We start from the raw sequence: 23,123 nt of genomic DNA on the forward strand, positions 1-23,123 counted from the left end.
ACCGCCGGTATGTCATCTACCCGTCGAATGACCACTAGGGTCGGGCGCATGACGGCGATCGTGCAGAACCTGGTGACCTCCGGCGTCTTCCGGCTCGACGGAGGCAGCTGGGACGTCGACAACAACGTCTGGATCGTGGGCGACGACGCGGAGGTGATCGTCATCGACGCGGCGCACGACGCGAAGGCGATCGAGAACGTCGTGGGCGAGCGGAAGCTGGCCGCGATCGTCTGCACCCACGCGCACAACGACCACGTCAACGCCGCCCCCGAGCTCGCCGCCGCGACCGGCGCGCCGATCCTGCTGCACCCCGCCGACCGGGTCGTCTGGGACCTCACGCACCCGGACCGCGCCCCGGACGGCGAACTGGCCGACGGCGAGGTGCTCACCATCGCGGGTACGGCCCTGCAGGTCATCCACACGCCGGGGCACGCGCCGGGCGCGGTCTGCCTGTACGCGGCGGACCTGGGCGTCCTGTTCACCGGCGACACGCTGTTCCACGGCGGGCCGGGCGCCACCGGCCGGTCCTATTCGGACTACCCGACGATCGTGCGGTCCATCCGCGAGAAGCTGTTCACCCTCCCGGACGCGACGAAGGTCCACACCGGACACGGTGAAGGCACCACGATCGGCGATGAGAAGGCGGCCTCGGACGGCTGGGAACAACCTTAAGAGGCGTGCTCCCAGGCGGCGGCGATCTCCCCGATCGCCCGCGCTCGCTCCGTCAGCACGTCAGCCGCGGCACGCTCGGCGACACGCGCACGCGCTGCTTCGCCTCTTCGGCCAGCGTGAGCGCCCATTGCTGCAGCCCGGCGACGTCGATGCCGTGCGGCGGCTCGCTCCGGAACGGCTCGATGTTCGCCGCGCCGCGCTCCAGCAGCGACACCGCACCCACGTTGTTGCCGCGGGCCGCGTGCGTCAGCCCCACCGCGAGCTGCGCCAAGCCGCGCCACAGCTCGCGGTCGGCGCCGTCGGTCGTCTTCCAGGCGTCCTCGAACACCTCGTGCGCGTGGAACGGCTTGCCGTCGTCGAGCAGGCGCTGGGCCTCCGCAAGCGTTTGCGCCGGGGTGCGCTCGATGCCTTCGGGCTGGCGCTCGACGCCGTCCGCGCCGTACGGCAGCGGCCGGCCGAGGCCGTCGCGCGGCCGTGCGTTGCGTGCCCGTCCCTCGTTGTCGCGGTCGCGGCGGCTCATACCCTGAGATCCTGCCACGGGCCCGGCAGGTAGTCTGGTGACTCGTGCGTTTCCTCGACGGCCACCGGCCCGCCCACGACCTGACCTACGACGACGTGTTCCTGCTGCCGAACCGTTCGGACGTGGAGTCCCGCTTCGACGTCGACCTCGCCACCGCGGACGGCACCGGCGCGACCATCCCGATCGTGGTCGCCAACATGACCGCGGTCGCAGGCCGCCGGATGGCCGAGACCGTCGCCCGCCGCGGCGGGCTGGTGGTGCTGCCCCAGGACGTCGACACCGACGCCGTCACCGAGATCGTCGGCTGGGTCAAGAGCCGCCACACGGTGTGGGACACGCCACTGGTGCTCACCGGCGGCGACGCGGTCGCCGACGCCCTCAACCTGGTCCACAAGCGCGCCCACGGCGCTGTCGTGGTCGTGGACGGCGAAGGCCGCCCGGTCGGCATCGTCGACGAAGCGGCCTGCGCGGGCGTCGACCGCTTCGCGCGGCTCGCCGACGTCGCGCAGCCCGCGAGCGTCGCGGTGCCGCTGGACACGCCGGCGCGCGAGGTCTTCGAACTGCTCCACAGCCACGGCGCCACCCTGGCGCTGGGCCTGGACGCCGGCGGCCGCCTGGCGGGCGTCCTGACCGCCGTCGGGGCCCTGCGCGCGGACATCTACACCCCGGCCGTCGACGGCGAAGGCAAGCTGCGTGTCGCGGCCGCGATCGGCGTGAACGGCGACGTCGCGGCGAAGGCCGAAGCGGTCCTGAAGGCGGGCGTCGACGTGCTGGTCGTCGACACCGCGCACGGGCACCAGGAGAAGATGATCACCGCGCTGCGGGCCGTCCGGTCGGTGTCGCCGCAGGTCCCGGTGGTCGCCGGGAACGTGGTCACGGCCGAGGGCACGCGCGACTTGATCGAGGCCGGCGCGGACGTCGTCAAGGTCGGCGTGGGGCCGGGCGCGATGTGCACGACCCGGATGATGACCGGCGTGGGCCGCCCGCAGTTCTCCGCGGTCGCCGACTGCGCGGCCGCCGCGCGCGAGCTGGGCAAGCACGTCTGGGCCGACGGCGGGGTCCGCCACCCGCGTGACGTGGCGCTGGCGCTGGCCGCCGGCGCGTCCGCGGCGATGGTCGGCTCGTGGTTCGCCGGCACCTACGAATCCCCCGGCGACCTGCGGTTCGACGAGCAGGGCCGGCCCTACAAGGAGTCGTTCGGCATGGCGTCGAAGCGTGCGGTGGGCGCGCGGACGCGCACGGACAACGTCTTCGACCGCGCGCGGAAGGCGCTGTTCGAGGAGGGCATCTCGTCGTCGCGGATGGCCCTGGACCCGCAGCGCCCGGGCGTCGAGGACCTGCTGGACTCGATCGGCTCCGGCGTGCGCTCGTCCTGCACCTACGCGGGCGCCCGCACCCTGGAGGAGTTCCACGAGCGCGCGCTGCTGGGCGTCCAGTCGGCGGCCGGCTTCGCCGAAGGCCGCCCCCTCCCCGCCGGCTGGTAAGAGCTCAGCCCGCGCAGCACACGTGTTCCGACCACTCCGGAACGTGCCACCAGTGCTGCTTCTCCGCCGATCGGGCCGCGGGCGCCACCTCGGTGGCCGCCCGCGTGCCCGGCTGGTTCCGGTAGGGCGCCAGCAGTTCGCCGACCGACCGCAGCACCCCGCCGACCATCACGGTGCGGACGTTCGCGGCTGCCTTGATGTCCTGCAACGGGTTGCCGCTGACGAGCGACAGATCGGCGTACGCACCCGGCTTGAGCACACCGATCCGGCCCTCGAGACCCAGCCAGCGCGCCGGGTTGCGGGTGGCGGTGGTGAGCGCCTCGTACGGCGTGAACCCGAACGCGACCATGGCCCGCAGGTTCTGGTGGGTGGAGACGGCCACGTTGTCCAGCGGGGAGTCCGTGCCGGTGACCACGAACCCGCCCGCCCGGTGGATCCGCAGCACCATGTCGACGTTCCCGGCGAGGACCTGGCGGAGGTAGGCGTTCTCCGGGTTGCCCGCGGTGTCCGCCGTGGTCTTGAGCAGCTGGTATTCCCACGGCGGGAACAGGACCTCGGTGCGCTCGTCGGTCACGAGCGACTTGTCGTCGGCGTACAACGCCCGGGAGGTGAACAACGTCGGCGTGATCGACATCCCCGAGCGGACGAACAACGCGATCGCGTCCTGGTACGCCCGGCCCGTCCGGCTGACGGTGTGCGAGTACCCGAGCCGGTTGGTGGCCCCGGTGTGCTCCATCGCGTCCATGCCGATGTTCGCCGCCGGGTACAGGTAGTGCGACGACAGCGGGATGCCCGCCCGGTGCGCGGCCCGGACCGTCGCCTGCTGGTAGGCCACGGGCAGCCGGACGTAGGTCTTGATCAGGTCGTAGTCCAGCTCGACCGCGCGGGACAGCTCCAGGTCCAGCTGCCCGGGTGACAGCGTCGGCCGCATGAAGTTGTAGTAGATCCGGGAGCCGTCGATGGCTTCGCCGGTGCCGAAGTACCTTGGCCCGACGCGGTTTCCGGATTCCAGGGCCTCGCGCGTCTCCAGCATCTGGTACGCCGGGTCGCCGGGCGAGCGGGTCGTGGTGATGCCGTAGGACAGCCACAGGCGGCCCTGCCGGTCACCCCACTGCCGGCCGCGCAGGTGCCAGTGGTTGTGGATGTCGACGAGCCCGGGCATGGCGGTCAGGTCGCGCGCGTCGACGGTCCCGGGGGCGGGCCGATGCGGCCGGACGTCGGCGATCCGGCCGCCGTCGACGACGATGTCGACGTCCCGCCGCAGCGTGCGGGCGACGCCGTCCCACGCCGCGCCGACGTGGATGACGGTCGGGCGCGGCGGGCGCGGCCGGGCCCACGTGAAGCCGAGCCGGATCGTGCGCGGCTCGCCGCCGGTGATCTTCTGGGCCTTGAGCTGCCCCTTCGACAGGTACACGAGCGTGTCGTTCCCTTGCCACGCAAGGGAGTCGGTGACGTCGTGGGTGACCTGCCGCGGCGCGCCGATCAGCTTCCCGGCGCCGTCGACCGGGGCGATCCAGGCGACGCTTTCGACCGTGAACGCGAGGTACCGGCCGTCGGGTGACCACAGTGGACCGTCGTCGCCGCGGGTGGCGAGCGAGCGGAACGGCATCGGCTCGGCGTACCGGAGTTCGTGGGTCTTCAGGTCGACGGTGAGGATCTGGCTGGTGCCTTCGCGGTACCGCTTCGAGTACGGCTTGACCGCGGCCAGCGCGGTGACCGACCCGTCGGGCGACCAGGTGGGCCGGCCGGGCATGAACAGCGGCGGCGTCACCTGCTGGGCCTTGTCGGCGGCCACGTCGTAGATCCAGGTGGCGCCGTCCTGGTCGGCGTAGGCCACGCGGCCGCCGTCCGGCGACCACCGCGGCGCGACCTGGGCGCCCGCCAGCCGGGTGAGGACGGTGTCCCGGCCGGTGCCGAGGTCGTGCAGCCACAGGTCGGCGGTGCCGAGCCGGTCGCTCGTGTAGAGCAGCTTCGTCCCGTCCGGGTGGAAGTCCGGATCGGAGTTGAAGTAGCCGTCGCCGATCAGCCGCTGCGGCCGGCCCCCGCCGGCCCCGACGACGTAGATCGCGTTGAGGGCCCGGAACGCGATCTGCTTGCCGTCCCGCGACACGACCGGACTGGCGATGCCCCGGACGGGCTTCGGCGCGGCCGAGTCCAGGTCACGGAACCGCCTGCGGTAGTCGCGTGTGGCCGTGGAAACGCGCGCTTCGAACGGAACGTCCTTGACCGCGCCGGACTGCTCGCGTCGCCGGATGTGCCCGTCCGCGGTGTAGAGCACGGTGGGTCCGGACCAGTTCGCGGCGAAACCGAAGACGTCCTCGCCGTCGGTCAGCTGCTCGTCGCCGAGCATGAGGTCCGCTTCGGCGCCGCGCAGCCGCAGATAGCTGGGCTGCCCGCCGGGACCGAACGCGGGGCCGTAGAACTTGTCGGCGCCGGTCGCGGTGACCAGGCGCGCCCGGGCGCCGGTGGCGAGGGTGACGGCGTCGATGGCGGTGTCGTTCACCGTGAAGACGATCTTCGTGCCGTCGGGCGACCACCGCGGCGACGCCTCTTCGTCGGCGGTGGACGCCACCGTGCTGATCGCTCCGGAGGCGACGTCCAGCAGGTGGACGCCGTAGCTGCCGTCCCGGTCGCTGCTGAAGGCGATCTTGGTGCCGTCCGGGGAGAACACGGGCTCCCGGTGGTCGAACTGCCCGCTGGTGAGCTTGCGGGGCGTCCCGCCCGTGGCATCGATGACGTACAGGTGGAAGTTGCCGTCCCGGTAGGACTGGAAGACGATCCGGCGGCCGTCCGGCGACCAAGTTGGGAGCGTCGCGTCCTGCAGGTCGTCGGTGAGCCGCCGGGCGCGGCCGCCGCCGGCGGGCAGCACCCAGATCCCGGTGACCAGGTCGACCGCGATCCACCGGCCGTCCGGCGACAACGCGGCGGACATGTTCGTGCCCTCCCGCAGCACCACGCCGTCCGGCCCGGCCTCCGGCCGGACGTCCGGTTCGGCCTCGGCAACCCCCGCCCCGGCCACGGCCAGCGCGGCGGCGGCTGCGCCACCACGGACGAGAAGCTCACGACGGGAAAGATTCTCCGGCCCCATGCGGCCCACTATGCCCAGGCCCGGATCGGCCGTACAGCGGCCGAGCGGGTTTTCCACCGGATGTCCCGCAAACGCGGAAACGGTTGCCGGGTGCGGTGGTCCAGGTCGTGAGTGGTAAGGCGAGTTCTAACTCGCCTTACCACTCACGAGCCACCGGGTCAGCCGTGGTCCTCCAGCATCTCGGTGACCAGGGCCGCGATCGGCGACCGCTCCGAGCGCGTCAGCGTGACGTGCGCGAACAGCGGGTGGCCCTTCAGCTTCTCGATCACCGCCGAGACGCCGTCGTGCCGCCCGACGCGCAGGTTGTCACGCTGGGCGACGTCGTGCGTGAGCACCACCCGCGACGCCGTGCCGAGCCGCGAGAGCACCGTGAGCAGGACGTTGCGCTCCAGCGACTGCGCCTCGTCGACGATCACGAACGTGTCGTGCAGCGACCGGCCGCGGATGTGGGTCAGCGGGAGCACCTCGAGCATGCCGCGGTCGAAGACCTCGTCGAGGACGTCCTGGCTGACCAGCGCGCCGAGGGTGTCGAACACCGCCTGCGCCCACGGCTGCATCTTCTCGCTCTCGGACCCGGGCAGGTAGCCGAGGTCCTGGCCGCCGACCGCGTAGACCGGCCGGAACACCACGACCTTGCGGTGCTGACGGCGTTCCATCACCGCCTCGAGGCCGGCGCAGAGGGCGAGCGCCGACTTGCCGGTGCCGGCCCGGCCGCCCAGCGACACGATGCCGACGTCGGAGTCGAGCAGCAGGTCGAGCGCGACGCGCTGCTCGGCGCTGCGGCCGTGCAGGCCGAACGCCTCGCGGTCGCCCCGGACCAGCCGGATGCGCTTGTCCGCCGTGATCCGCCCGAGCGCGCTGGAGCTGCCCGCGAGCAGCCGCAGCCCGGTGTGGCAGGGCAGCTCGGCAAGCTCGTCCATGCCGTATTCGACCGGGTCGACGGTGCTGCCGCCGAACAGCGTGTCGAGCACGTCCTGCTCGACGTCGACGTCCGCCATGCCGGTCCAGCCCGACGGCGTCACTTCCTGCGCGCGGTACTCGTCCGCCTCGAGACCGACGGCCCCGGCCTTGACCCGCAGCGGGATGTCCTTCGTCACCAGCGTGACCGCCTGGTTCTCGGCCGCGAGGTTGAGCGCGCAGGCGAGGATGCGGTGGTCGTTGGAGTCGGTCCGGAACCCGGACGGGAGCACCGACGGGTCCGAGTGGTTCAGCTCCACCTGCAGCGTGCCGCCGTGGTCCCCGATGGGGAGCGGCGCGTCGAGCCTGCCGTACTGCCGGCGCAGGTCGTCGAGCATGCGCAGGGATTCCCGGGCGAACCAGCCCAGCTCCGGGTGGTGGCGCTTCGCCTCCAGTTCACTGATGACGACCAGCGGAAGCACGACGGCGTGCTCGGCGAACCGAGTGACGGCCCACGGGTCCGAAAGGAGGACCGACGTGTCGAGCACGTACATGTGCTGCTGGGATACGGGCGCTTTCTCCGGGCCGGAAACGGCACCGGTCGAAGAGTGGCCAGAGGCCTTACGGGGCAAACGCTGCGCAGTCACGACGGCATCTCCCTCGAGGGCGTGTGCACCTCACGCCCGCACTCGCTGGGCCGGGCACCTCCCTGGCTGGACCACTCCTCCTGACCGGTGGGTCAGGTGGCGCGGCCACGAGGGCCGGGTGCCGGCCCCCTCGAGCGTCTCGTGGGCGGCTGAGCCGCCCCCTCGATCACCGCCACGACCAGGGCCTCCCGCGAGGACCCGCACGGAACGCGCGTCCTCTCCTCGGAAGGTACCCACGAATGCCGGATCGCGCAGGGAGCCAACACGGTGATTCGCCAGATCGTCATCTCACCGTCGGTCGTCCGAAATCAACTCTCGGTGCGCTTCAGCCCCGGTGACCAGCGGTTTTCCGGGTGCTTCAGGAGCCGAACCGGCGGTGCCGCCAGGCGTAGTCGCGCATCGCACGCAGGAAGTCGACCCGCCGGAACGCGGGCCAGTACGCCTCGGTGAACCAGAACTCCGAGTGCGCGGACTGCCACAGCAGGAAGCCGGAAAGCCGCTGCTCACCGGAGGTGCGGATGATGAGGTCCGGGTCCGGCTGGCCCGAGGTGTAGAGATGTTCGGAGATGTGGTCGACGTCCAGGATCTTCGCCAGTTCCTGAATGGACGTCCCCTCGTCGGCGTGCTGGCGCAGCAGCTTGCGCACGGCGTCGGCGATTTCCTGCCGACCGCCGTACCCGACGGCGATGTTGACCTCCATCCCGGTCCGCCCTTCGGTCCGGGCGGCGGCCTCGCTGAGCCGCTTCGCGACGTCGGCGGGCAGCAGGTCCAGCGCGCCGACGATCCGCAACTGCCACGGCGTGCCGGGCCCGGCGAGCTCGTCGGTGACGTCGGTGATGATCTTGAGCAGCGGCGTGAGCTCGTCCGGGTCGCGGTTGAGGTTGTCGGTGGACAGCAGCCACATGGTGACGACCTCGACCTCGGCCTCCTGGCACCAGCTCAGGAAGTCGGCGATCTTCTTCGCCCCGGCGCGGTGACCATCCGAAACGTCCGTGAAGCCCGCTTCACGGGCCCACCGGCGGTTCCCGTCGAGCATGATGGCGATGTGCCGCGGATGCCGGCCGGCGGCCTGCTGGATGAGGCGCCTGCCGTAGGCGCTGTACACGACGTCGGACAAGAACGAGCGAACACTCACGTCGAGCCAGCGTACGCACCCGGTGTGAGGCGCGTGACTCGACCGCTGCCGGACAACTTACGGTCCCGTAACCTGGAAGGGTGAGCCTGATGACGGAACCACCCGAACCCGTAGTGGACCTCCGCCCCCGGCTGCGCGGGCACATCCACTTCTGGACGTTCTTCGGAGCCCTGGCGGCCGCGGCGGCGCTGATCAGCCTGGCGGCGTCCACAGTGTCCCCGATCGCCGCTCTCGCCACGTCGGTCTACGGCCTGACGGTGCTGGGACTGTTCGGGGTCAGTGCCCTGTACCACCGGCGGTTCTGGAGCCCGCGGGCGTACAAGTGGATGAAGCGCGCCGACCATTCGATGATCTTCTTGTTCATCGCCGGGACGTACACGCCGTTCACGCTGCTGGCGATGTCGAAGCCGACCGGCTACGTGATCCTGTCGATCGTCTGGGGCGGAGCGATCGCCGGGGTGGCGCTGAAGATGCTCTGGCCGACTGCGCCGCGGTGGCTGGGAGTGCCGATCTACATCGCGCTCGGGTGGGTTGCGGTGTTCGTCTTCCCTGAGCTGGCTTCGCATGCCGGGATTGCTGCGTTGGTGCTGCTTTGCGTGGGCGGGTTGTTCTACACGCTCGGGGCCGTGTTCTACGCCGTGAAGTGGCCCAACCACTGGCCTGAGACCTTTGGTTACCACGAGTTTTTTCACGCTTGCACTGTGCTGGCTGCGGTTTCGCACTACATCGCGATCTGGCTGGCCATGTACGCCTGACTGTCCGCAGAACGAAAGCGCGGCCGCTCGGATGAGTGGCCGCGCTTCGCTTTTCCGGGATTGCGAGTGTCCCCTTCGGCGCCGGTGCTCAGCCGAACATCCCCGGCTGGTACTCGCCCGCCGGGTTGCGGACGATCACGTTCAAGCGGTTCCACGCGTTGATCATCGCCACCAGGGCCACCAGCGCGCCAATCTGCTCGTCGTCGTAGTGCTTCCGCACCGCCGCCCACGTCTCGTCGCTGACGCCCGTGTGCGTGTCCGCCAGGCGGGTGCCCTCCTCCGCCAGTGCCAGGGCCGCGCGCTCGGCCTCGGTGAACACCACCGCTTCGCGCCACGCCGCCACCATTGCCAGGCGGACCGCCGTCTCGCCGGCCGCCGCCGCGTCCTTCGTGTGCATGTCCAGGCACATTCCGCAGCCGTTGATCTGGCTCGCGCGGATCTTCACCAGCTCCTGGGTCGCCTTCGGCAGCGACGACTCCTCGACCGGGCGGGACGCCGCGATCAGGCGCTTGACGAACTTGCCGGCGACCTCGTTCTCGAACATGTTGAGCCGCGCTTCCATGGTCGTTCCCCTTTCCTCGGCTGCTTCACCCCTCTGACGACCCAGGTGGCGGCGTTGTGACAGCCGCCTTGGTGACGCCGGTCACGGCGAATCCAGGTACACACCTTCGCGCCACCGCCGCGGCCGCCGGTCACGCCGGGGACACCGCGCTCCACCAGGGCATCCGTGCCGGTATGGCCAGCCGAGACCGCTTCAAACGCTCACGTTCAGGGGTCACCCACGGGGACACCACGACGGTTGCCGCCCGCTGCGGGACGGCCGACCGTGGGCCTCACCAGACCCCAACGCGTGGAAGGAGCACGACCGCGATGGCCAGCACCATGCAGCCGCAGGAACTGATCGACAGCGCGGTGGTCGATCCCGAAGGCAACAAGCTCGGGAAGGTCGGCAACGTCTACCTCGCCGACGCGACGCACCAGCCGGAGTGGATCACCGTCAAGACCGGCCTGTTCGGCACCAAGGAAAGTTTCGTCCCGCTCTCCGGCGCGCACACCGACCGGGACGGCATCCACGTCCAGGTGGACAAGGAGAGCGTCTCCGACGCGCCGCGCATCGACGCCGACGGGCACCTTTCGCCCGAGGAGAGCACCCAGCTCTACCGCCACTACGGCCTGCCGGTGCCGCGCGCTTCGGCGGACGGGCGGACGGACCGGGGCAAGGCCGCCATGGGCGGGCGCGACAAGCGCGACGACCGCAGCATGACGCGGTCGGAGGAGCGGCTGAACGTCGGGACCGAGCAGGTCGAGACCGGGCACGTGCGGCTGCGCAAGTACGTGGTCACCGAAGAGCAGCAGGTCACCGTGCCGGTGCGGCGCGAGGAGGTGCGCATCGAGCGGGAGCCGATCACCCGCGGCGACGGCCGGGCGGAGATCGGCGAGGCCGAGCAGGACGTCGTCCTGCACGCCGAGAAACCCGTGGTGCGCAAGGAAACCGTGCCGGTCGAGCGGGCGCGGCTGCGGAAGGAGACGGTCACCGACGAGCAGACCGTCTCCGGCAAGGTGCGCAAGGAGCAGTTCGAAGTCACCGACGACGACCGCAAGCACCGTCGATCCTGACCGTGCTGAAGACTCCCGGGTGGGTGGCCGGTCCCCGACACCGGCCACCCTCCCGGGTCACCCCGCCTCGGCCTGCAGCCGCGGCAGGCCGGCGAGCAGCTGCCGGCCCTTCTTGCGCAGCGACGGCGGGAACGGCGGCATCGACAACGCCATCGCCTGGTCCCAGCCGTGGATGTACAGCTCGAACTTCAGCAGCACGCCGCCTCGCGGCTCGGTGATCGCCACGTGCGTCCGCGGGACGCCGAACAGCGCCTTGCCCGGGCCGCCGGTGTACGCGTCGGCCTCGAAGAACAGCAGCTGACGGTCGGTCAGCAGCAGGTAGAGCTCGCGCTGGGTGGTGATGGAAAACATCGTGCCGCCGCTCAGCACCGCGGTCGCGGCGGCGAGCGCGAAGTGCCGGCCCAGCACCTTCCGCAGCGAGCCGACCTTGGCCATGGCGATCACTTCGGGCGATTCACCCGGCTGCATCATCGGTGCGGCGGTCTCGAGCAAACGTCTTTCGCGGCGTGCGCCCATGGGGGTTCCTTCGGGGAGAGCGGAGAGCGGAAGCGCAACGCTAGACGACGTGCACGCGCCGCTCCCCCGCGCCCCTACCAGGGAAAACACGCAAAACGGCCGATCAGGACACCAGCATCGGCGCCGCGAGGAACTGCTCCGGGATCGCGAACGCGTCCACCAGCGTGCGCGCGTGCGGGCGCAGCTCCGAACAGAGCCGGTTGACCGCCGAGGTGACGGCCTTCGCGCGCGACGCCGTCAGGCGGCCGTGGCCCAGGAACCACGCCAAGTCCGCTTCGATCGCCGACAACGCGTACAGGTCGCAGACGCGCTCGAGCAGCGTCCGGGCGTCCGGGTCTTCGCAGCGCTCCAGGGCCGCCGTGAACGCCTCCAGCACCAGCCGCTCGACGTGGACGCGGCCGGCGCGCAGCACGTGGTCCTGCGCGGAGTTGAACACGCCGAACGGGTCGTCGGCCGCCTTGCGCAGGCGCTTCGCCACGCCTTCCACGACGTGCTCCTCGCGGTCCTCGAACAACCGCAACTGCCACTCGCGACGGAAGAAGACCTCCGCGTCGGAGCCCACGGTGAGCGACTCGACCGCCTTGCGCACCGAGGTCCGCTCCAGGATCGCGCTGACCACCTGGTCGGTGAAGAACCGGGCCGTCGCCAGCGGCGAAAGGTCCTCGAAGTCCTGCTTGTAGCTGGTCAGCAGGCCCTTCGCGACCAGCTGCAGCAGCACCGTGTTGTCGCCCTCGAACGTCGTGAAGACGTCGGTGTCGGCCTTCAGGCCCGGCAGGATGTTCTCCGCCAGGTAGCCCGAGCCGCCGCACGCCTCGCGCGCGGTCTGGATCGCCGCCGTCGCGTGCCACGTCCCGAGCGCCTTCAGCCCGGCGGCGCGCGACTCCAGCTCGCGCTGCTCCTCCTCGGGCGCCGACGAGTCGATGTCGTGCAGCTTCGAGACCAGCTCTTCCTGCGCGAAGTGCAGCGCGTACGTCTTCGCCAGCGCCGGCAGCAGTTTCCGCTGGTGGGCGAGGTAGTCGAGGACGACGACCTCGTCGCCGTCCGGCTTCGCGAACTGGCGGCGGACCTCGCCGTAGCGGATCGCCAGCGTCAGCGCGCGTTTCGTGGCGCTGCCCGCGCTGCCGGCGACGCTCACCCGGCCGCGGATCAGGGTGCCCAGCATCGTGAAGAACCGGCGGCTGTCGCTCTCGATCGGGCTCGAGTACGTCCCGTCTTCGGCGACGTCACCGAAGCGGTTCAACAGGGCCTCGCGCGGCACCCGCACGTTGTCGAAGCTCAACCGTCCGTTGTCGACACCGTTGAGGCCGGCCTTCGGCCCGCAGTCCTCGATGGACACTCCCGGCATCGGTTTGCCGTCCTCGTCCCGGATCGGCACCATGAACGCGTGCACGCCCCGGGATTCCCCGCCCGTGACCAGCTGCGCGAAGACCACCGCCATCCGGCCGTCGCGGGCCGCGTTGCCGATGTATTCCTTCTGTGCCATGGCATCCGGCGTGTGGACGACGAAGCCGCCGTCCACAAAGGTCGCCGTGGTGCGGAGGTGCTGGACGTCGGAACCGTGACCGTGCTCGGTCATCGCGAAGCAGCCGAGCAGGTCGAGGTCCATGATCGCGCGCAGGTACCGCTCGTGGTGGCGCTGCGTGCCGAGCAGCTGGACGGCGCCGCCGAACAGGCCCCACTGGACGCCGGCCTTCACCATCAGGGACAGGTCGCCGTAGCCGAGCATCTCGAACGACGTCACCGAGCCGCCGACGTCGCCACCGCCGCCGTACGCGGGGTCGAAGCCCAGGCCGGGCCGGTCGGTCGCGGCGAGCGCGCGCAGCTGGTCGAGCACCTGGGCGCGGTGCGCCTCGATGCCGAGGTCCACCGGGTCCCGGAACTCCGCGCCGGCCATCTGCGCCCGCACCCCGCGGCGCAGTTCGGCCCAGCGACCGTCGAGGACGGCGGTCACGGCGTCCGGATCCACCTTCGAGGGCACTTCGGGGACGTCCACGGCTACCTCCGGAAAGGACGAACGGCAGGCTTCCTACTCGTTGGTAGTAAGCCTGCCGCAGCCCCGCCGATCCCGCAGGTTCAGATCGGCTTCCCGTTCACCGTCACATTCGTGAAGCGGGCGCTGTCCACGTACTTCAGCGTGTTCGACGTGTCCGACACGCCCTTAAACGTGGAGTTCGCCACGGCGAACCCGTGCACGTGGGCGTTCGAAAGCCCGCTGACGTCGAACGTCTTGCCCGCGATCTTCGTGCTCGAGCAGTTGCTGATCGTGAACGGCCCGAACGACGGGACGTAACTGCCGGTCTGGCTGTTGTAAGTGGACGTCACGTACACGAAGTTCCGCGCGAAGGTGCCGGAAACACTGTCGAGGTTGATGTTTTCGGAGAATCCGCCACGCAGCGTGTTGGACTTCACGTACAGCGCGAACTTCGTGTCCCCCTTCACGGTGAGCCGGTAGGCGTAGACGTTCCGGATCCCGCCGGTCTGCTCGCTGCCGCAGGTGATCGCGCCCCAGTTGCCGTTCATCACGCAGTTCACCACGACGAGGTTCTGGCACGGGACGTTCACCCGGCGCCCGTCGGCGTCGCGGCCGGACTTGATCGCGATGTTGTCGTCGTGCGCGCCGAGGGTGCAGTTCGCGATGACGACGTGGTCGCACGACTCCGGGTCGCAGCCGTCGGTGTTGCTGTGCGCGGTGCTGGGGTCGGTGCTGACGCCGTCGACCGTGACGTCGCGGCACAGCGTCGGGTGCAGCTGCCAGAACATGGAGTTCTTCAGCGTGACGCCCTGGATCAGCACGTTCTCGCAGGCGTACGGCTCGACGAACGCCGACCGCATGGTGTGCCCCGAACCCGGCACCACCCGCTTCTCCGGCGGGATTCCCTTGGCCACCAGCGTTTCCAGGTACGCCCGGTCGCTGCCCTTGTTCCACGACGACGTCGCCGCCGCGTCGAGCGTGCCGCTGCCGGTGAGGCCGATGTTCTTCTGCCCGTACGCGTAGACCATCGGCGAGTGGTTGACGCACTCGATGCCTTCGTAGCGCGTCAGGACGTTGGGGAACTTCGCGGCGTCGCCGCTGAACTTCAGCACCGAGCCCGCTTCGAGGTGCAGGTCGACGTTGCTCTTGAGGGCGATGGCCCCGGTGAGGAAGCTGCCGCCGCCCGGCACGACCACGTGGCCGCCGCCGGCCGCGGCGCAGGCGTCGATCGCCTTCGCGATGGCTGCGGTGTTGTCGGTCTTGCCGTCGTTCTTCGCGCCGTAACCGGTGATCGGGAAACTGCGGTCCGGGAACACCGGGATCGTCGTGTTCGCGACGATGTCGTTCGCCGCCGGCCACGGGAGCGTGGGGACGTTGGTGCGGGGTGCCGCCGAGGCGACGGCCGGGAGCAGCGGCACCGCCGCCACCGCGAGCCCGCCCTTGATCAGCTGCCGCCGGGTGAACCTGCCGTCCATGGACACTTCCTTCTCGCAGAAAGTCGTGGTGCGACGGCGGAACCGCGGCACGGACCGCGGGCACGACGAACTCTAGGCGCGCAAGGGCTCCAGGTCCAGGCTGTGCCGGCCAGAGCCCTCGAGAAGCCGCTTGCGCGATCGGCGAAAAGGCTGTCATGATCGGAGCATGTCGATTCGAAAGGGCGTGCGCGCCCTCGCGCGTTGAGCGCCTCGCGGCGGCCGGACCGCCGACGTGTTGATATTTCGCTGTGGTTGAGCCACGCCTTCTGCACGTATTCCGCGGATCGTCCCGTGGCCGAAGACGCCATCACCCGGCTCTACGCGTTGCTCGGCGAACCGCCGCCGCAGTTCATCTGGGTGCGTTCGCCCTTCGCGGCGCTGACCCAGGTGCCGCCGTCGCCGGCCGTCGCGCTGGAACCGGTGGAAGCCCGGCTGGCGGCCCGGGTGGCCGCGCTGCGAAGACGCCGGGGCGACGTCTCGCCCGACGCACGGCAGCACGTCAAGGAATCCGTCGCCGCGCTGATCCGCGCCGCCATCCCGCATTCGCTCGGCCTGCACTGGTACGGGCAGCAGGACGCGTACTGGGTGACGCCGGGCTCGGGCGACCCGGAGCTGGACCTGTGGGCGGACCTCGTGCGGTCCTGCGGCTGGTGGTGGCCGCGCGACGGCGTCTGCGTCGTCGCCGAACGGCCGCTGGCGATCCACACCGACGGCGAACACCGGCTGCACAACGCGTCCGGGCCCGCGGTGGTCTACCCCGACGGCTGGGGCGTGCACGCCTGGCACGGCACGCGGGTGCCGTCCTAGGTGATCGACGACCCCACCGCGGACCGGATCAACCGGGAATTCAACGTCGAGGTACGGCGGTGCGCGGTCGAGCACCTGGGCTGGCCGGCCTACATCGAGCAGGCCGGGCTGCGGATCCTGAGCCGGGCGCCCGACCCCGGCAACCCGGGTTGTGAACTCCGGCTCTACGACCTGCCGGCCCAGAAGTGGCACGCGCCTTCGCGGCTGCTCCTGGCGGTCAACGGCTCGGTGGAGCGCGACGGCACCCGCCGTCGCTACGGGCTGCGCGTGCCCGCCGAATTCGACCATCCCCTCGACGCGGCCGGCTGGTCGTACGGGCTCACCGGAGCCCAGTACGCGCGCCTGCAGCGCCGGACCTGAGCTGCCCCGAGGTGATCACATGTTTCTTGCCGAACTGCTCGACCGGACCGGACTCGACGTCCTCGACCACCTGGACCGCCAGGTCACCGTCCCGGTGATCGACGGGCTCCAGGCCCAAGGTGACCTGATCGTGCTGCCGCTGGCGTTGCTGGGGTGGCTGCCCTCCCGCCGCGACTGGTGGGAGCTGCCGGCCGAAGGCCGCGAACTGGTCCGCGGCGAGGCGGGCAACAACCCGCACACGCTCGTCGCGGACCGCGGAACGTGCCGCATGACAACGTGGCTGGGCGACCCCGAACGGCTGGCGATCGCGGTGTTCGAGAACACGGCCCCGGTGTGGTTGATCCACCCGGAGCACGGGGCGACCGGCATCGCGCCCGGGGCGTGGTTCGTGCGGCGCCAGCGGGAGCTGGGAGCCGGGTTCCGGAAGCCGGTGCTGATCGCGGACTGACCGGGTGCGGTGCCGCGGGCAGCAGCGCGCGGCACCGGATCGAAATCCGGTCGCCACGGTTCGACCCACGACGCGGACCGCGCGGTGCCGCCGAAGGGCAGTACCGCGCGAGCCATGTCGGGTCGTCGCGTGGAACCGTGGGGTGCCGCCGAGGGGGCGGCACCCCACGGCCTACGCCAGATCCGGGCCCTTCGAGCGCAGGTCGTCCACCTTGCTCATCGCCTCCCGCAGCTCGTCCAGCCAGCTGTCCGCGTGCTGCCCGACCAGCCGGACCGCCCACGCCAGCGCGTCCGAACGGGACCGCGCCACGCCCGCGTCCACCAGCGTGTCCAGCACCAGGCGCTCCGGCTGGCGCAGGCGGGTCATCACCGGCGCCGAATGCGTCGTGAACAGCGCCGTCGTGCCGCCCAGGCGCGCGCCCCAGGCCACCTTGCGCTGGTAGCGGTGTTCCGCCTGGCGGGCGATCTCGATGCGCTCGTCGCGCGTCTCCTCGCGGAACCGGCTGATCCGGCCGTCCTCGGCCGCCGCGCGGGCGGCGTCGTCCGCGTACTCCTCGGTCAGCGCCGGGAGCTCGCCGACCACGATGATCTCTTCACGGTCGACCGTGATCTCCGGCGCGCCGGTGAACCAGCCGTCGGGCAGGCGCCCGCCGAACCAGGCCGCCGCGTCGTCCGCCGCCGGTACCTCGGCCTGCTGCCAGCCCCGGCCTCCGCGCCATCCGCGTCCCATGTCGTACCTCCGCGATTACATGATTACATCGCTACCGAAGCTACGCCGGATCCCGGCCGATCGACACGGCGTTCTCCCAGGGCGATCAGAGCTGGGCGGCCAGCTCCTCGGCGGACGTCACCGGGCGGTCGCACACGTAACCCCGGCACACGTACGCCGCCGGGACGCCGTCGACCAGGGGACGGTCGGCCAGCAACGGCACGCCCGGCGCGTCCGGCTCACCGGCCAGCACGATGCCGCCGCCGTGCACGCCACGAGCCGCGGCCAGCCGCAGCGAAGCGTCCTCACCCACCACCGCGACCTGCACCGGGCCGGCCTGCAACGCTTCGGCGACCGACAGCCAGTGCCCGGCGAACCGCGGCACCCGCCCGGCCAGCACCCCGGCCCGGCGCAGCGCCTGCTCGGCCGCCTCCCGGTACCGGGCCGAATCGGCGTGTCCCGCGAGCGCGGACGCCGTCAGCAACGCCCCGGCCAGCGCGGACGCCCCCGACGGGCTCGCGTTGTCGCCGGGGTCGGCCGGGCGCTGGACCAGCGTCTCGGCGTCGTCGGCCGTGTCGAAGTACGCGCCGGGGACGTCCGGGGACGCGAAGTGCGCCAGCGCGAGGTCGAGCAGCCGGGTCGCTTCGGTGAGCCACTTCGCCTCGCCCGTGGCCTGGTGCAGCGCCAGGAAACCGTCGGCGACGCAGGCGTAGTCCTCCAGCACCCCGGCGGATTCGCCGACGACGCCGTCACGCGAGCTGCGCCGCAGCCGGCCGTCGACGACGTGCACCCGCAGCAGCAACTCGGCCGCGTCAACGGCCCACTGGATCCACTGTGGACGATCCAGGGCGACGCCGGCCTCGGCCAGCGCCGTGATCGCCAGGCCGTTCCAGGACGCGATGACCTTGTCGTCCCGGCCCGGCTGCGGCCGCTTCGCGCGCGCCTCCAGGAGCTTGACGCGCAGCGGTTCCGGCAGGTCGCCGAACAGGCGCAACGTCGAGGCGCCCTCCTCGAACGTCCCCTCCTCGGTGACGCCGAAGAGCTCGGCCGCGGAGTCGTCGCCGACCACCTCACGCAGCTGCGACGGCGTCCAGACGTACGTCAGGCCTTCGACGCCTTCGGTGTCCGCGTCCAGCGACGACGCGAAGCCGCCTTCGGGCGTCCGGAGGCTTTCGAAGAGGAACTCCGCGGTCCCGGTGGTGACCCGCAACGCCGTCGCGGAGCCGGTGCGCCGCCAGAGGTGGGCGTAGAAGCGCAGCAGCAACGCGTTGTCGTACAGCATCTTCTCGAAGTGCGGCACGATCCACTCGGCGTCGACGGAGTAGCGCGCGAAGCCACCGGCCAGCTGGTCGTACAGGCCGCCGCGGGCCATCGCCTCGGCCGTCTTGTCCACAAGGGACAAGGCGACCTGCGAGCCGGTCCGTTCGTGGTGGCGCAGCAGGAACTCCAGGACCATCGACGGCGGGAACTTCGGGGCGCGGCCGAACCCGCCGTTGACGTCGTCGGCCTCCTGCTGGAGCTTCCCGACCGCGCCGGCGAGCACGGCTTCGTCCACAACGGACTCCTGGAGCGGCCCGGTCTGCTCGGCGATGTGCGCCACGATCTGCTTGGCGCCGTCCAGCAGCTCGTCCGGCCGCTCCTGCCACGCCTGGGCCACGGCGACCAGCAGCTGCCGGAACGACGGCATGCCCGCCCGCGGCGACGGCGGGTAGTAGGTGCCGCAGTGGAACGGCTCGCCGTCCGGGGTCAGGAAGCAGGTCATCGGCCAGCCGCCCTGCCCGGTCATCGCCTGCGTGGCGGCCATGTAGACGGCGTCGATGTCCGGCCGCTCCTCGCGGTCGACCTTGATGTTGACGAAGTGCCCGTTCATCAGGGCGGCGGTCCCGGCGTCTTCGAACGACTCGTGCGCCATGACGTGGCACCAGTGGCAGGCGGCGTAGCCGACGGAGAGCAGGATCGGCACGTTCCGCCGCCGCGCCTCGGCGAGCGCGTCAGGCCCCCACGGCCACCACTCGACCGGGTTGTCCGCGTGCTGGAGCAGGTACGGGCTGGTCGCGTGCGCGAGGCGGTTCATGGATCCAGGGTCGCACCCGGGAAAACCGGGCGCGCGGTCACCGGCCGCTCCGCCACACTGGGCCGGTGTTGCTGACCATCACGACCACCCGGAACCCCGCCACCGACCTGGGCTTCCTCCTGCACAAGCACCCGGAGAAGGCGCAGTCGGTCGCGCTGTCGGCCGGGACCGCGCACGTCTTCTACCCGGAGGCGTCGCCGGCGCGCTGCACCGCCGCGCTGTTCGTCGAGATCGATCCCGTCGAGCTCGTGCGCGGGGGCGGGACGTCGCTGACCCAGTACGTCAACGACCGGCCGTACGCCGGTGGCTCGTACCTCGCGGTCGCGCTGCGGGCCGCCTTCACCACGGCGCTCGCGGGCCGGTGCTCGGCGCGCCCGGAGCTGGTCGGCGAACCCTTCGACCTGGAGATCCGGCTGCCGTCGCTGTCCGCCGGCGGTGGGGCCGAGGTCGTGCACAAGCTGTTCGAGCCGCTCGGGTGGCGCGTTTCGGCCACGCCGATCCCGCTCGACCCGCAGTTCCCGCAGTGGGGCGACAGCCGCTATGTCGACTTGACGCTCACCGGCACCCAGCGGGTCGCCGACGCGCTGCGTCACCTCTACGTGCTGCTGCCCGCGCTCGACGGCGACAAGCACTACTGGGTCGGCCAGGACGAGGCCGACAAGCTGCTGCGCGCCGGCGACGGCTGGCTCGCCGGGCACCCCGAGCGGACGCTGATCACGAACCGCTACCTCGAGCGGCGCCGCCCGGTCGTCGCGTACGCGCTTTCGCGGCTGGCCGAGGCGGACGACGTCCCGGCGGAGGCCGAAGCGCTGGTCACGGAGGTGCCGGACAAGCCCGAGAGCCTCGCGTCGCAGCGGCACGGCAGCGTGCTCGCCGTGTTGCGGGCCGCGGGCGCCCGGCGTGTGCTGGACCTCGGCTGCGGCTCCGGCGCGCTGCTGCGCGTCCTCGAGCAGGAGCGGTCGTTCACCGAGATCGTCGGCGTCGACGTCTCCAGCAGCGCGTTGACCATCGCGGAGAAGCGGCTGAAGGACAATTCGCGCGTCACGCTGCGGCAGTCCGCGCTGACCTACGCCGATCCGGCGCTGGCCGGGTACGACGCCGCCGTGCTCATGGAGGTCGTCGAGCACGTCGACGAGGAGCGGCTCCCCGCGCTGGAACACGCCGTGTTCGGCGTCGCGGCGCCGCGCACGGTGCTCGTCACGACGCCCAACGCGGAGTACAACCGGCTGTTCGAATTCCTGCCGATGGGGCATTTCCGGCACGCCGACCACCGGTTCGAATGGACGCGAGCCGAGTTCCGCGCCTGGGCGGACGGCGTCGCGACCCGGCGCGGCTACGACGTCCGGTACCTGCCGATCGGACCGGAGGACCAGGAATCGGGACCGCCGACCCAACTGGCGGTCTTCACCACCCAAAAGGAGGTGGCCGCGTGAAGCTGACCGTCCCCGACATGGCGCTCGTCGTGCTCGTCGGCGCTTCCGGCTCCGGCAAGTCGACGTTCGCGCGCACGCACTTCGCGCCGACGCAGGTGCTCTCCAGCGACTTCTTCCGCGGGCTCGTCGCCGACGACGAGAACGACCAGTCGGCAAGCGCCGACGCCTTCGACGCGCTGCACTACGTCGCGGCGAAGCGGCTCGCGGCCGGCCGGACGACCGTCATCGACGCGACGAACGTCCAGCGCGCTTCGCGGGCGAGCCTGGTGAAGCTCGCGAAGGAGCACGACGTGCTGCCGACGGCGATCGTGCTGGACCTGCCGGTGGCCGTCTGCGCCGCCCGCAACGCCTCGCGCACCGACCGCGAGTTCGGCGACCACGTCATCCGGCGGCAGCGCGGTGAGCTGCACCGGTCGCTGAAGTCGCTGGAGCGCGAGGGGTTCCGGCGCGTGCACGTGCTGCGCAGCGAAGCCGAGGTGGCCGAGGCCGAGATCGTCGTCGAGCCGCTGCGCAACGACAAGCGCGAGCTGACCGGGCCGTTCGACGTGATCGGCGACGTCCACGGCTGCGCGGCCGAGCTCGAGGAGCTGCTGGCCGAGCTGGGGTACGCCGACGGCGTGCACCCGGACGGGCGGACCGCGGTGTTCGTCGGCGACCTCGTCGACCGCGGCCCGGACACCCCGGGCGTGCTGCGGCGCGTGATGGGAATGGCCTCGGCCGGCAACGCGCTGGTCGTGTGCGGGAACCACGAGCAGAAGCTGGTGCGCGCGCTGCACGGACGGAAGGTCAACGTCGCCCACGGGCTCGCCGAGTCGCTGGAGCAGCTCGGCGCGGAGAGCGAGGAGTTCCGCCGCCAGGCGCACGAATTCTGCGACGGGCTGATCGCGCACTACGTCCTCGACGGCGGCAAGCTCGTCGTCGCGCACGCGGGGCTGCCCGAGCGGTACCACGGGCGCGCGTCGGGGCGGGTGCGCAGCATGGCGCTGTACGGCGACACGACCGGCGAGACCGACGAGTACGGCCTGCCGGTGCGGCTGCCGTGGGCCCGCGACTACCGCGGCGCCGCGATGGTGCTCTACGGGCACACGCCGACGCTGGAGCCGGAGTGGGTCAACAACACGATGTGCCTCGACACCGGCGCCGTGTTCGGCGGGAAGCTGACCGCGCTGCGCTACCCCGAGCGGGAAGTCGTCTCGGTGAAGGCGCACCGGGTCTGGTACGAGCCGTCGCGGCCGCTGGACGCTTCGCGGCCGCTGGGCGGGCGCGAGCCGGCGGTGCTGGAGCTGGCCGACGTCGCCGGGAAGCGGATCGTGCAGACCGCGCACCACGGCCGGGTCGGCGTCTCGGCGGAGCAGTCGGCGGCGGCGCTGGAGGTGATGAGCCGGTTCGCGGTCGACCCGCGGTGGCTGGCGTACCTGCCGCCCACGATGGCGCCGTGCTCGACGTCGTCGCGCTCGGATCACCTGGAGCACCCCGAAGAGGCGTTCGCCGAGTACCGGGCGGCCGGGGTCGAAGCGGTGCTGTGCGAAGAGAAGCACATGGGCTCGCGGGCCGTGGTGCTGGTCTGCCGGGACGAAGAAGTGGCGTACCGCCGCTTCGGGATCCACGGCGGCGGCGCGGTGTACACGCGGACCGGGCGCCCGTTCTTCTCGGCCGCGCAGAACGCCGAGCTGCTGGCCGACGTGCGCACGGCGGCGGCCGGCCTGTTCGAGGAGCTGGACTCGGGCTGGCTGCTGCTCGACGCCGAGCTGCTGCCGTGGAGCGCGAAGGCGGGCTCGCTGATCGCTTCCCAGTACGCGTCGGTGGGCGCGGCCGCCCAGGCGGTGCTGCCGGCGACGGTCTCGGCACTGGCGACGGCGGCCGCGCGGGGCATCGACGTCTCGGAGCTGTTGGCGCGCACGGCAACTCGGTCGTCCACAGTGGACTCCTACCGGACGGCGTACCGGCGGTACTGCTGGCCGACGTCCGGGCTGGACGGCGTCCGGCTGGCGCCGTTCCAGCTGCTGGCGTCCGAAGGCGCGGCCCACCACGACCGGCCGCACGCGTGGCACCTGTCCTTGCTCGACGGCCTCGCGGGGCCGCGGTTCCAGCGGACCCGGACCCTCGAGGTGGACCTGACGGACGCCGAGTCCGTGGCCCGGGGCGTCGCGTGGTGGGAGGAGCTGACGGCGGACGGCGGCGAAGGCATGGTCGTCAAGCCGGCGGCGAACCTGACCCGCGGCCCGCGCGGCCTGGTCCAGCCGGGGGTGAAGGTGCGCGGCCGCGAGTACCTGCGGATCATCTACGGCCCGGACTACACGCTGCCGGAGAACCTGGAGCGGCTGCGCAAGCGCGGCCTCAACCGCAAGCGCACGCTGGCGCTGCGCGAGTACGCGCTGGGTCTGGAGGCCCTGGAGCGCGTCGCGCGCGGCGAGCCGCTGTGGCGGGTGCACGAGTGCGTGTTCGCGGTGCTCGCGCTGGAGTCGGACCCGGTGGACCCGCGGCTGTGATGCGCTTCGGAGTGGCGTTGGGGCAC

Annotated in this window: 17 protein-coding genes and 1 pseudogene; 8 read left to right on the top strand and 10 right to left on the bottom strand. The window is 71.5% G+C overall.

What is annotated here, in order from left to right; all coding sequences use genetic code 11:
• Window positions 1–48 precede the first annotated feature (48 nt).
• A complete protein-coding gene (locus tag AB0M93_RS20340; protein WP_364275585.1) occupies window positions 49–672 on the top strand; it encodes an MBL fold metallo-hydrolase in 624 nt (207 codons plus the stop codon).
• Window positions 673–724: 52 nt separating this feature from the next.
• On the opposite strand, the gene AB0M93_RS20345 is transcribed toward AB0M93_RS20340, so the two are convergent.
• The gene (locus AB0M93_RS20345; RefSeq protein WP_364275587.1) at window positions 725–1,192 is read right to left on the bottom strand and encodes a DUF309 domain-containing protein; all 468 of its coding nucleotides are present in this window, start codon (window positions 1,190–1,192) and stop codon (window positions 725–727) included.
• Between the two features lie 44 nt (window positions 1,193–1,236).
• On the opposite strand from AB0M93_RS20345, the gene AB0M93_RS20350 reads away from it, so the two are divergent.
• Window positions 1,237–2,676, top strand: coding sequence for a GuaB1 family IMP dehydrogenase-related protein (locus AB0M93_RS20350; RefSeq protein ID WP_364275589.1), 1,440 nt, complete (start codon window positions 1,237–1,239; stop codon window positions 2,674–2,676).
• 4 nt (window positions 2,677–2,680) lie between these two features.
• Here the strand turns inward: AB0M93_RS20350 and AB0M93_RS20355 are convergent, their stop codons facing one another.
• The 3 genes from AB0M93_RS20355 to AB0M93_RS20365 all read right to left on the bottom strand — a co-directional run bounded on the left by AB0M93_RS20355 (window position 2,681) and on the right by AB0M93_RS20365 (window position 8,443).
• Window positions 2,681–5,764 (bottom strand): amidohydrolase family protein, encoded by a 3,084-nt coding sequence (locus AB0M93_RS20355; protein ID WP_364275590.1) that lies wholly within the window; start codon window positions 5,762–5,764, stop codon window positions 2,681–2,683.
• A gap of 158 nt (window positions 5,765–5,922) precedes the next feature.
• Window positions 5,923–7,215: a PhoH family protein gene (locus AB0M93_RS20360; protein WP_364275592.1), complete on the bottom strand. Its 1,293-nt coding sequence runs from the start codon at window positions 7,213–7,215 to the stop codon at window positions 5,923–5,925.
• Window positions 7,216–7,666: 451 nt separating this feature from the next.
• On the bottom strand, window positions 7,667–8,443 hold the full coding sequence (locus tag AB0M93_RS20365; RefSeq protein WP_364275594.1) for an isoprenyl transferase: 777 nt from the start codon (window positions 8,441–8,443) through the stop codon (window positions 7,667–7,669).
• 89 nt (window positions 8,444–8,532) lie between these two features.
• On the opposite strand from AB0M93_RS20365, the gene AB0M93_RS20370 reads away from it, so the two are divergent.
• On the top strand, window positions 8,533–9,198 hold the full coding sequence (locus AB0M93_RS20370) for a hemolysin III family protein (RefSeq protein WP_364275596.1): 666 nt from the start codon (window positions 8,533–8,535) through the stop codon (window positions 9,196–9,198).
• A gap of 88 nt (window positions 9,199–9,286) precedes the next feature.
• Here the strand turns inward: AB0M93_RS20370 and AB0M93_RS20375 are convergent, their stop codons facing one another.
• Window positions 9,287–9,760: a carboxymuconolactone decarboxylase family protein gene (locus tag AB0M93_RS20375; protein ID WP_364275598.1), complete on the bottom strand. Its 474-nt coding sequence runs from the start codon at window positions 9,758–9,760 to the stop codon at window positions 9,287–9,289.
• 308 nt (window positions 9,761–10,068) lie between these two features.
• Here AB0M93_RS20375 and AB0M93_RS20380 point away from each other — a divergent pair, with 308 nt between their 5' ends.
• Entirely contained in the window at window positions 10,069–10,815 is a 747-nt protein-coding gene (locus AB0M93_RS20380; RefSeq protein ID WP_364275600.1) for a PRC and DUF2382 domain-containing protein, read from the top strand.
• A 57-nt stretch (window positions 10,816–10,872) separates the two neighbouring features.
• Here the strand turns inward: AB0M93_RS20380 and AB0M93_RS20385 are convergent, their stop codons facing one another.
• The 3 genes from AB0M93_RS20385 to AB0M93_RS20395 form a co-directional block, all read right to left on the bottom strand.
• Window positions 10,873–11,331: a hypothetical protein gene (locus AB0M93_RS20385; protein WP_364275602.1), complete on the bottom strand. Its 459-nt coding sequence runs from the start codon at window positions 11,329–11,331 to the stop codon at window positions 10,873–10,875.
• 103 nt (window positions 11,332–11,434) lie between these two features.
• On the bottom strand, window positions 11,435–13,324 hold the full coding sequence (locus AB0M93_RS20390) for an acyl-CoA dehydrogenase (RefSeq protein WP_364275604.1): 1,890 nt from the start codon (window positions 13,322–13,324) through the stop codon (window positions 11,435–11,437).
• 80 nt (window positions 13,325–13,404) lie between these two features.
• Window positions 13,405–14,778: a glycosyl hydrolase family 28 protein gene (locus tag AB0M93_RS20395; protein ID WP_364275606.1), complete on the bottom strand. Its 1,374-nt coding sequence runs from the start codon at window positions 14,776–14,778 to the stop codon at window positions 13,405–13,407.
• 444 nt (window positions 14,779–15,222) lie between these two features.
• Between AB0M93_RS20395 and AB0M93_RS20400 the strand changes: the two are divergent.
• Window positions 15,223–15,945 (top strand): annotated as a pseudogene (locus AB0M93_RS20400) (DUF6745 domain-containing protein).
• Window positions 15,946–15,964: 19 nt separating this feature from the next.
• Window positions 15,965–16,393 carry a hypothetical protein gene (locus AB0M93_RS20405; protein ID WP_364275608.1) on the top strand — a complete coding sequence of 143 codons (429 nt, stop codon included), beginning with the start codon at window positions 15,965–15,967 and terminating at the stop codon, window positions 16,391–16,393.
• 171 nt (window positions 16,394–16,564) lie between these two features.
• On the opposite strand, the gene AB0M93_RS20410 is transcribed toward AB0M93_RS20405, so the two are convergent.
• Both AB0M93_RS20410 and AB0M93_RS20415 read right to left on the bottom strand, forming a co-directional pair.
• Window positions 16,565–17,122, bottom strand: a complete 558-nt coding sequence (locus tag AB0M93_RS20410) for a hypothetical protein (RefSeq protein WP_364275610.1) — start codon at window positions 17,120–17,122, stop codon at window positions 16,565–16,567.
• An 85-nt stretch (window positions 17,123–17,207) separates the two neighbouring features.
• Window positions 17,208–19,175, bottom strand: coding sequence for a thioredoxin domain-containing protein (locus AB0M93_RS20415; RefSeq protein ID WP_364275612.1), 1,968 nt, complete (start codon window positions 19,173–19,175; stop codon window positions 17,208–17,210).
• A 65-nt stretch (window positions 19,176–19,240) separates the two neighbouring features.
• Between AB0M93_RS20415 and AB0M93_RS20420 the strand changes: the two genes are divergently transcribed.
• Both AB0M93_RS20420 and AB0M93_RS20425 read left to right on the top strand, forming a co-directional pair.
• On the top strand, window positions 19,241–20,608 hold the full coding sequence (locus AB0M93_RS20420; RefSeq protein WP_364275614.1) for a 3' terminal RNA ribose 2'-O-methyltransferase Hen1: 1,368 nt from the start codon (window positions 19,241–19,243) through the stop codon (window positions 20,606–20,608).
• Window positions 20,605–23,097: a polynucleotide kinase-phosphatase gene (locus AB0M93_RS20425; protein WP_364275616.1), complete on the top strand. Its 2,493-nt coding sequence runs from the start codon at window positions 20,605–20,607 to the stop codon at window positions 23,095–23,097. Before AB0M93_RS20420 ends, AB0M93_RS20425 begins: the two co-directional genes overlap by 4 nt.
• Window positions 23,098–23,123 lie beyond the last annotated feature (26 nt).

It is taken from the genome of Amycolatopsis sp. NPDC051102, assembly GCF_040682815.1.
Lineage (GTDB): Bacteria > Actinomycetota > Actinomycetes > Mycobacteriales > Pseudonocardiaceae > Amycolatopsis.

Bases quoted from the DNA above. Each gene is read 5' to 3' on its own strand.
- AB0M93_RS20355 (WP_364275590.1), bottom strand. From the start codon at position 5,764: ATGGGGCCGGAGAATCTTTCCCGTCGTGAGCTTCTCGTCCGTGGTGGC.
- AB0M93_RS20405 (WP_364275608.1), top strand. From the start codon at position 15,965: ATGTTTCTTGCCGAACTGCTCGACCGGACCGGACTCGACGTCCTCGAC.
- AB0M93_RS20340 (WP_364275585.1), top strand. From the start codon at position 49: ATGACGGCGATCGTGCAGAACCTGGTGACCTCCGGCGTCTTCCGGCTC.
- AB0M93_RS20385 (WP_364275602.1), bottom strand. From the start codon at position 11,331: ATGGGCGCACGCCGCGAAAGACGTTTGCTCGAGACCGCCGCACCGATG.
- AB0M93_RS20345 (WP_364275587.1), bottom strand. From the start codon at position 1,192: ATGAGCCGCCGCGACCGCGACAACGAGGGACGGGCACGCAACGCACGG.
- AB0M93_RS20380 (WP_364275600.1), top strand. From the start codon at position 10,069: ATGGCCAGCACCATGCAGCCGCAGGAACTGATCGACAGCGCGGTGGTC.
- AB0M93_RS20360 (WP_364275592.1), bottom strand. From the start codon at position 7,215: ATGTACGTGCTCGACACGTCGGTCCTCCTTTCGGACCCGTGGGCCGTC.
- AB0M93_RS20370 (WP_364275596.1), top strand. From the start codon at position 8,533: ATGACGGAACCACCCGAACCCGTAGTGGACCTCCGCCCCCGGCTGCGC.
- AB0M93_RS20395 (WP_364275606.1), bottom strand. From the start codon at position 14,778: ATGGACGGCAGGTTCACCCGGCGGCAGCTGATCAAGGGCGGGCTCGCG.
- AB0M93_RS20410 (WP_364275610.1), bottom strand. From the start codon at position 17,122: ATGGGACGCGGATGGCGCGGAGGCCGGGGCTGGCAGCAGGCCGAGGTA.
- AB0M93_RS20415 (WP_364275612.1), bottom strand. From the start codon at position 19,175: ATGAACCGCCTCGCGCACGCGACCAGCCCGTACCTGCTCCAGCACGCG.
- AB0M93_RS20375 (WP_364275598.1), bottom strand. From the start codon at position 9,760: ATGGAAGCGCGGCTCAACATGTTCGAGAACGAGGTCGCCGGCAAGTTC.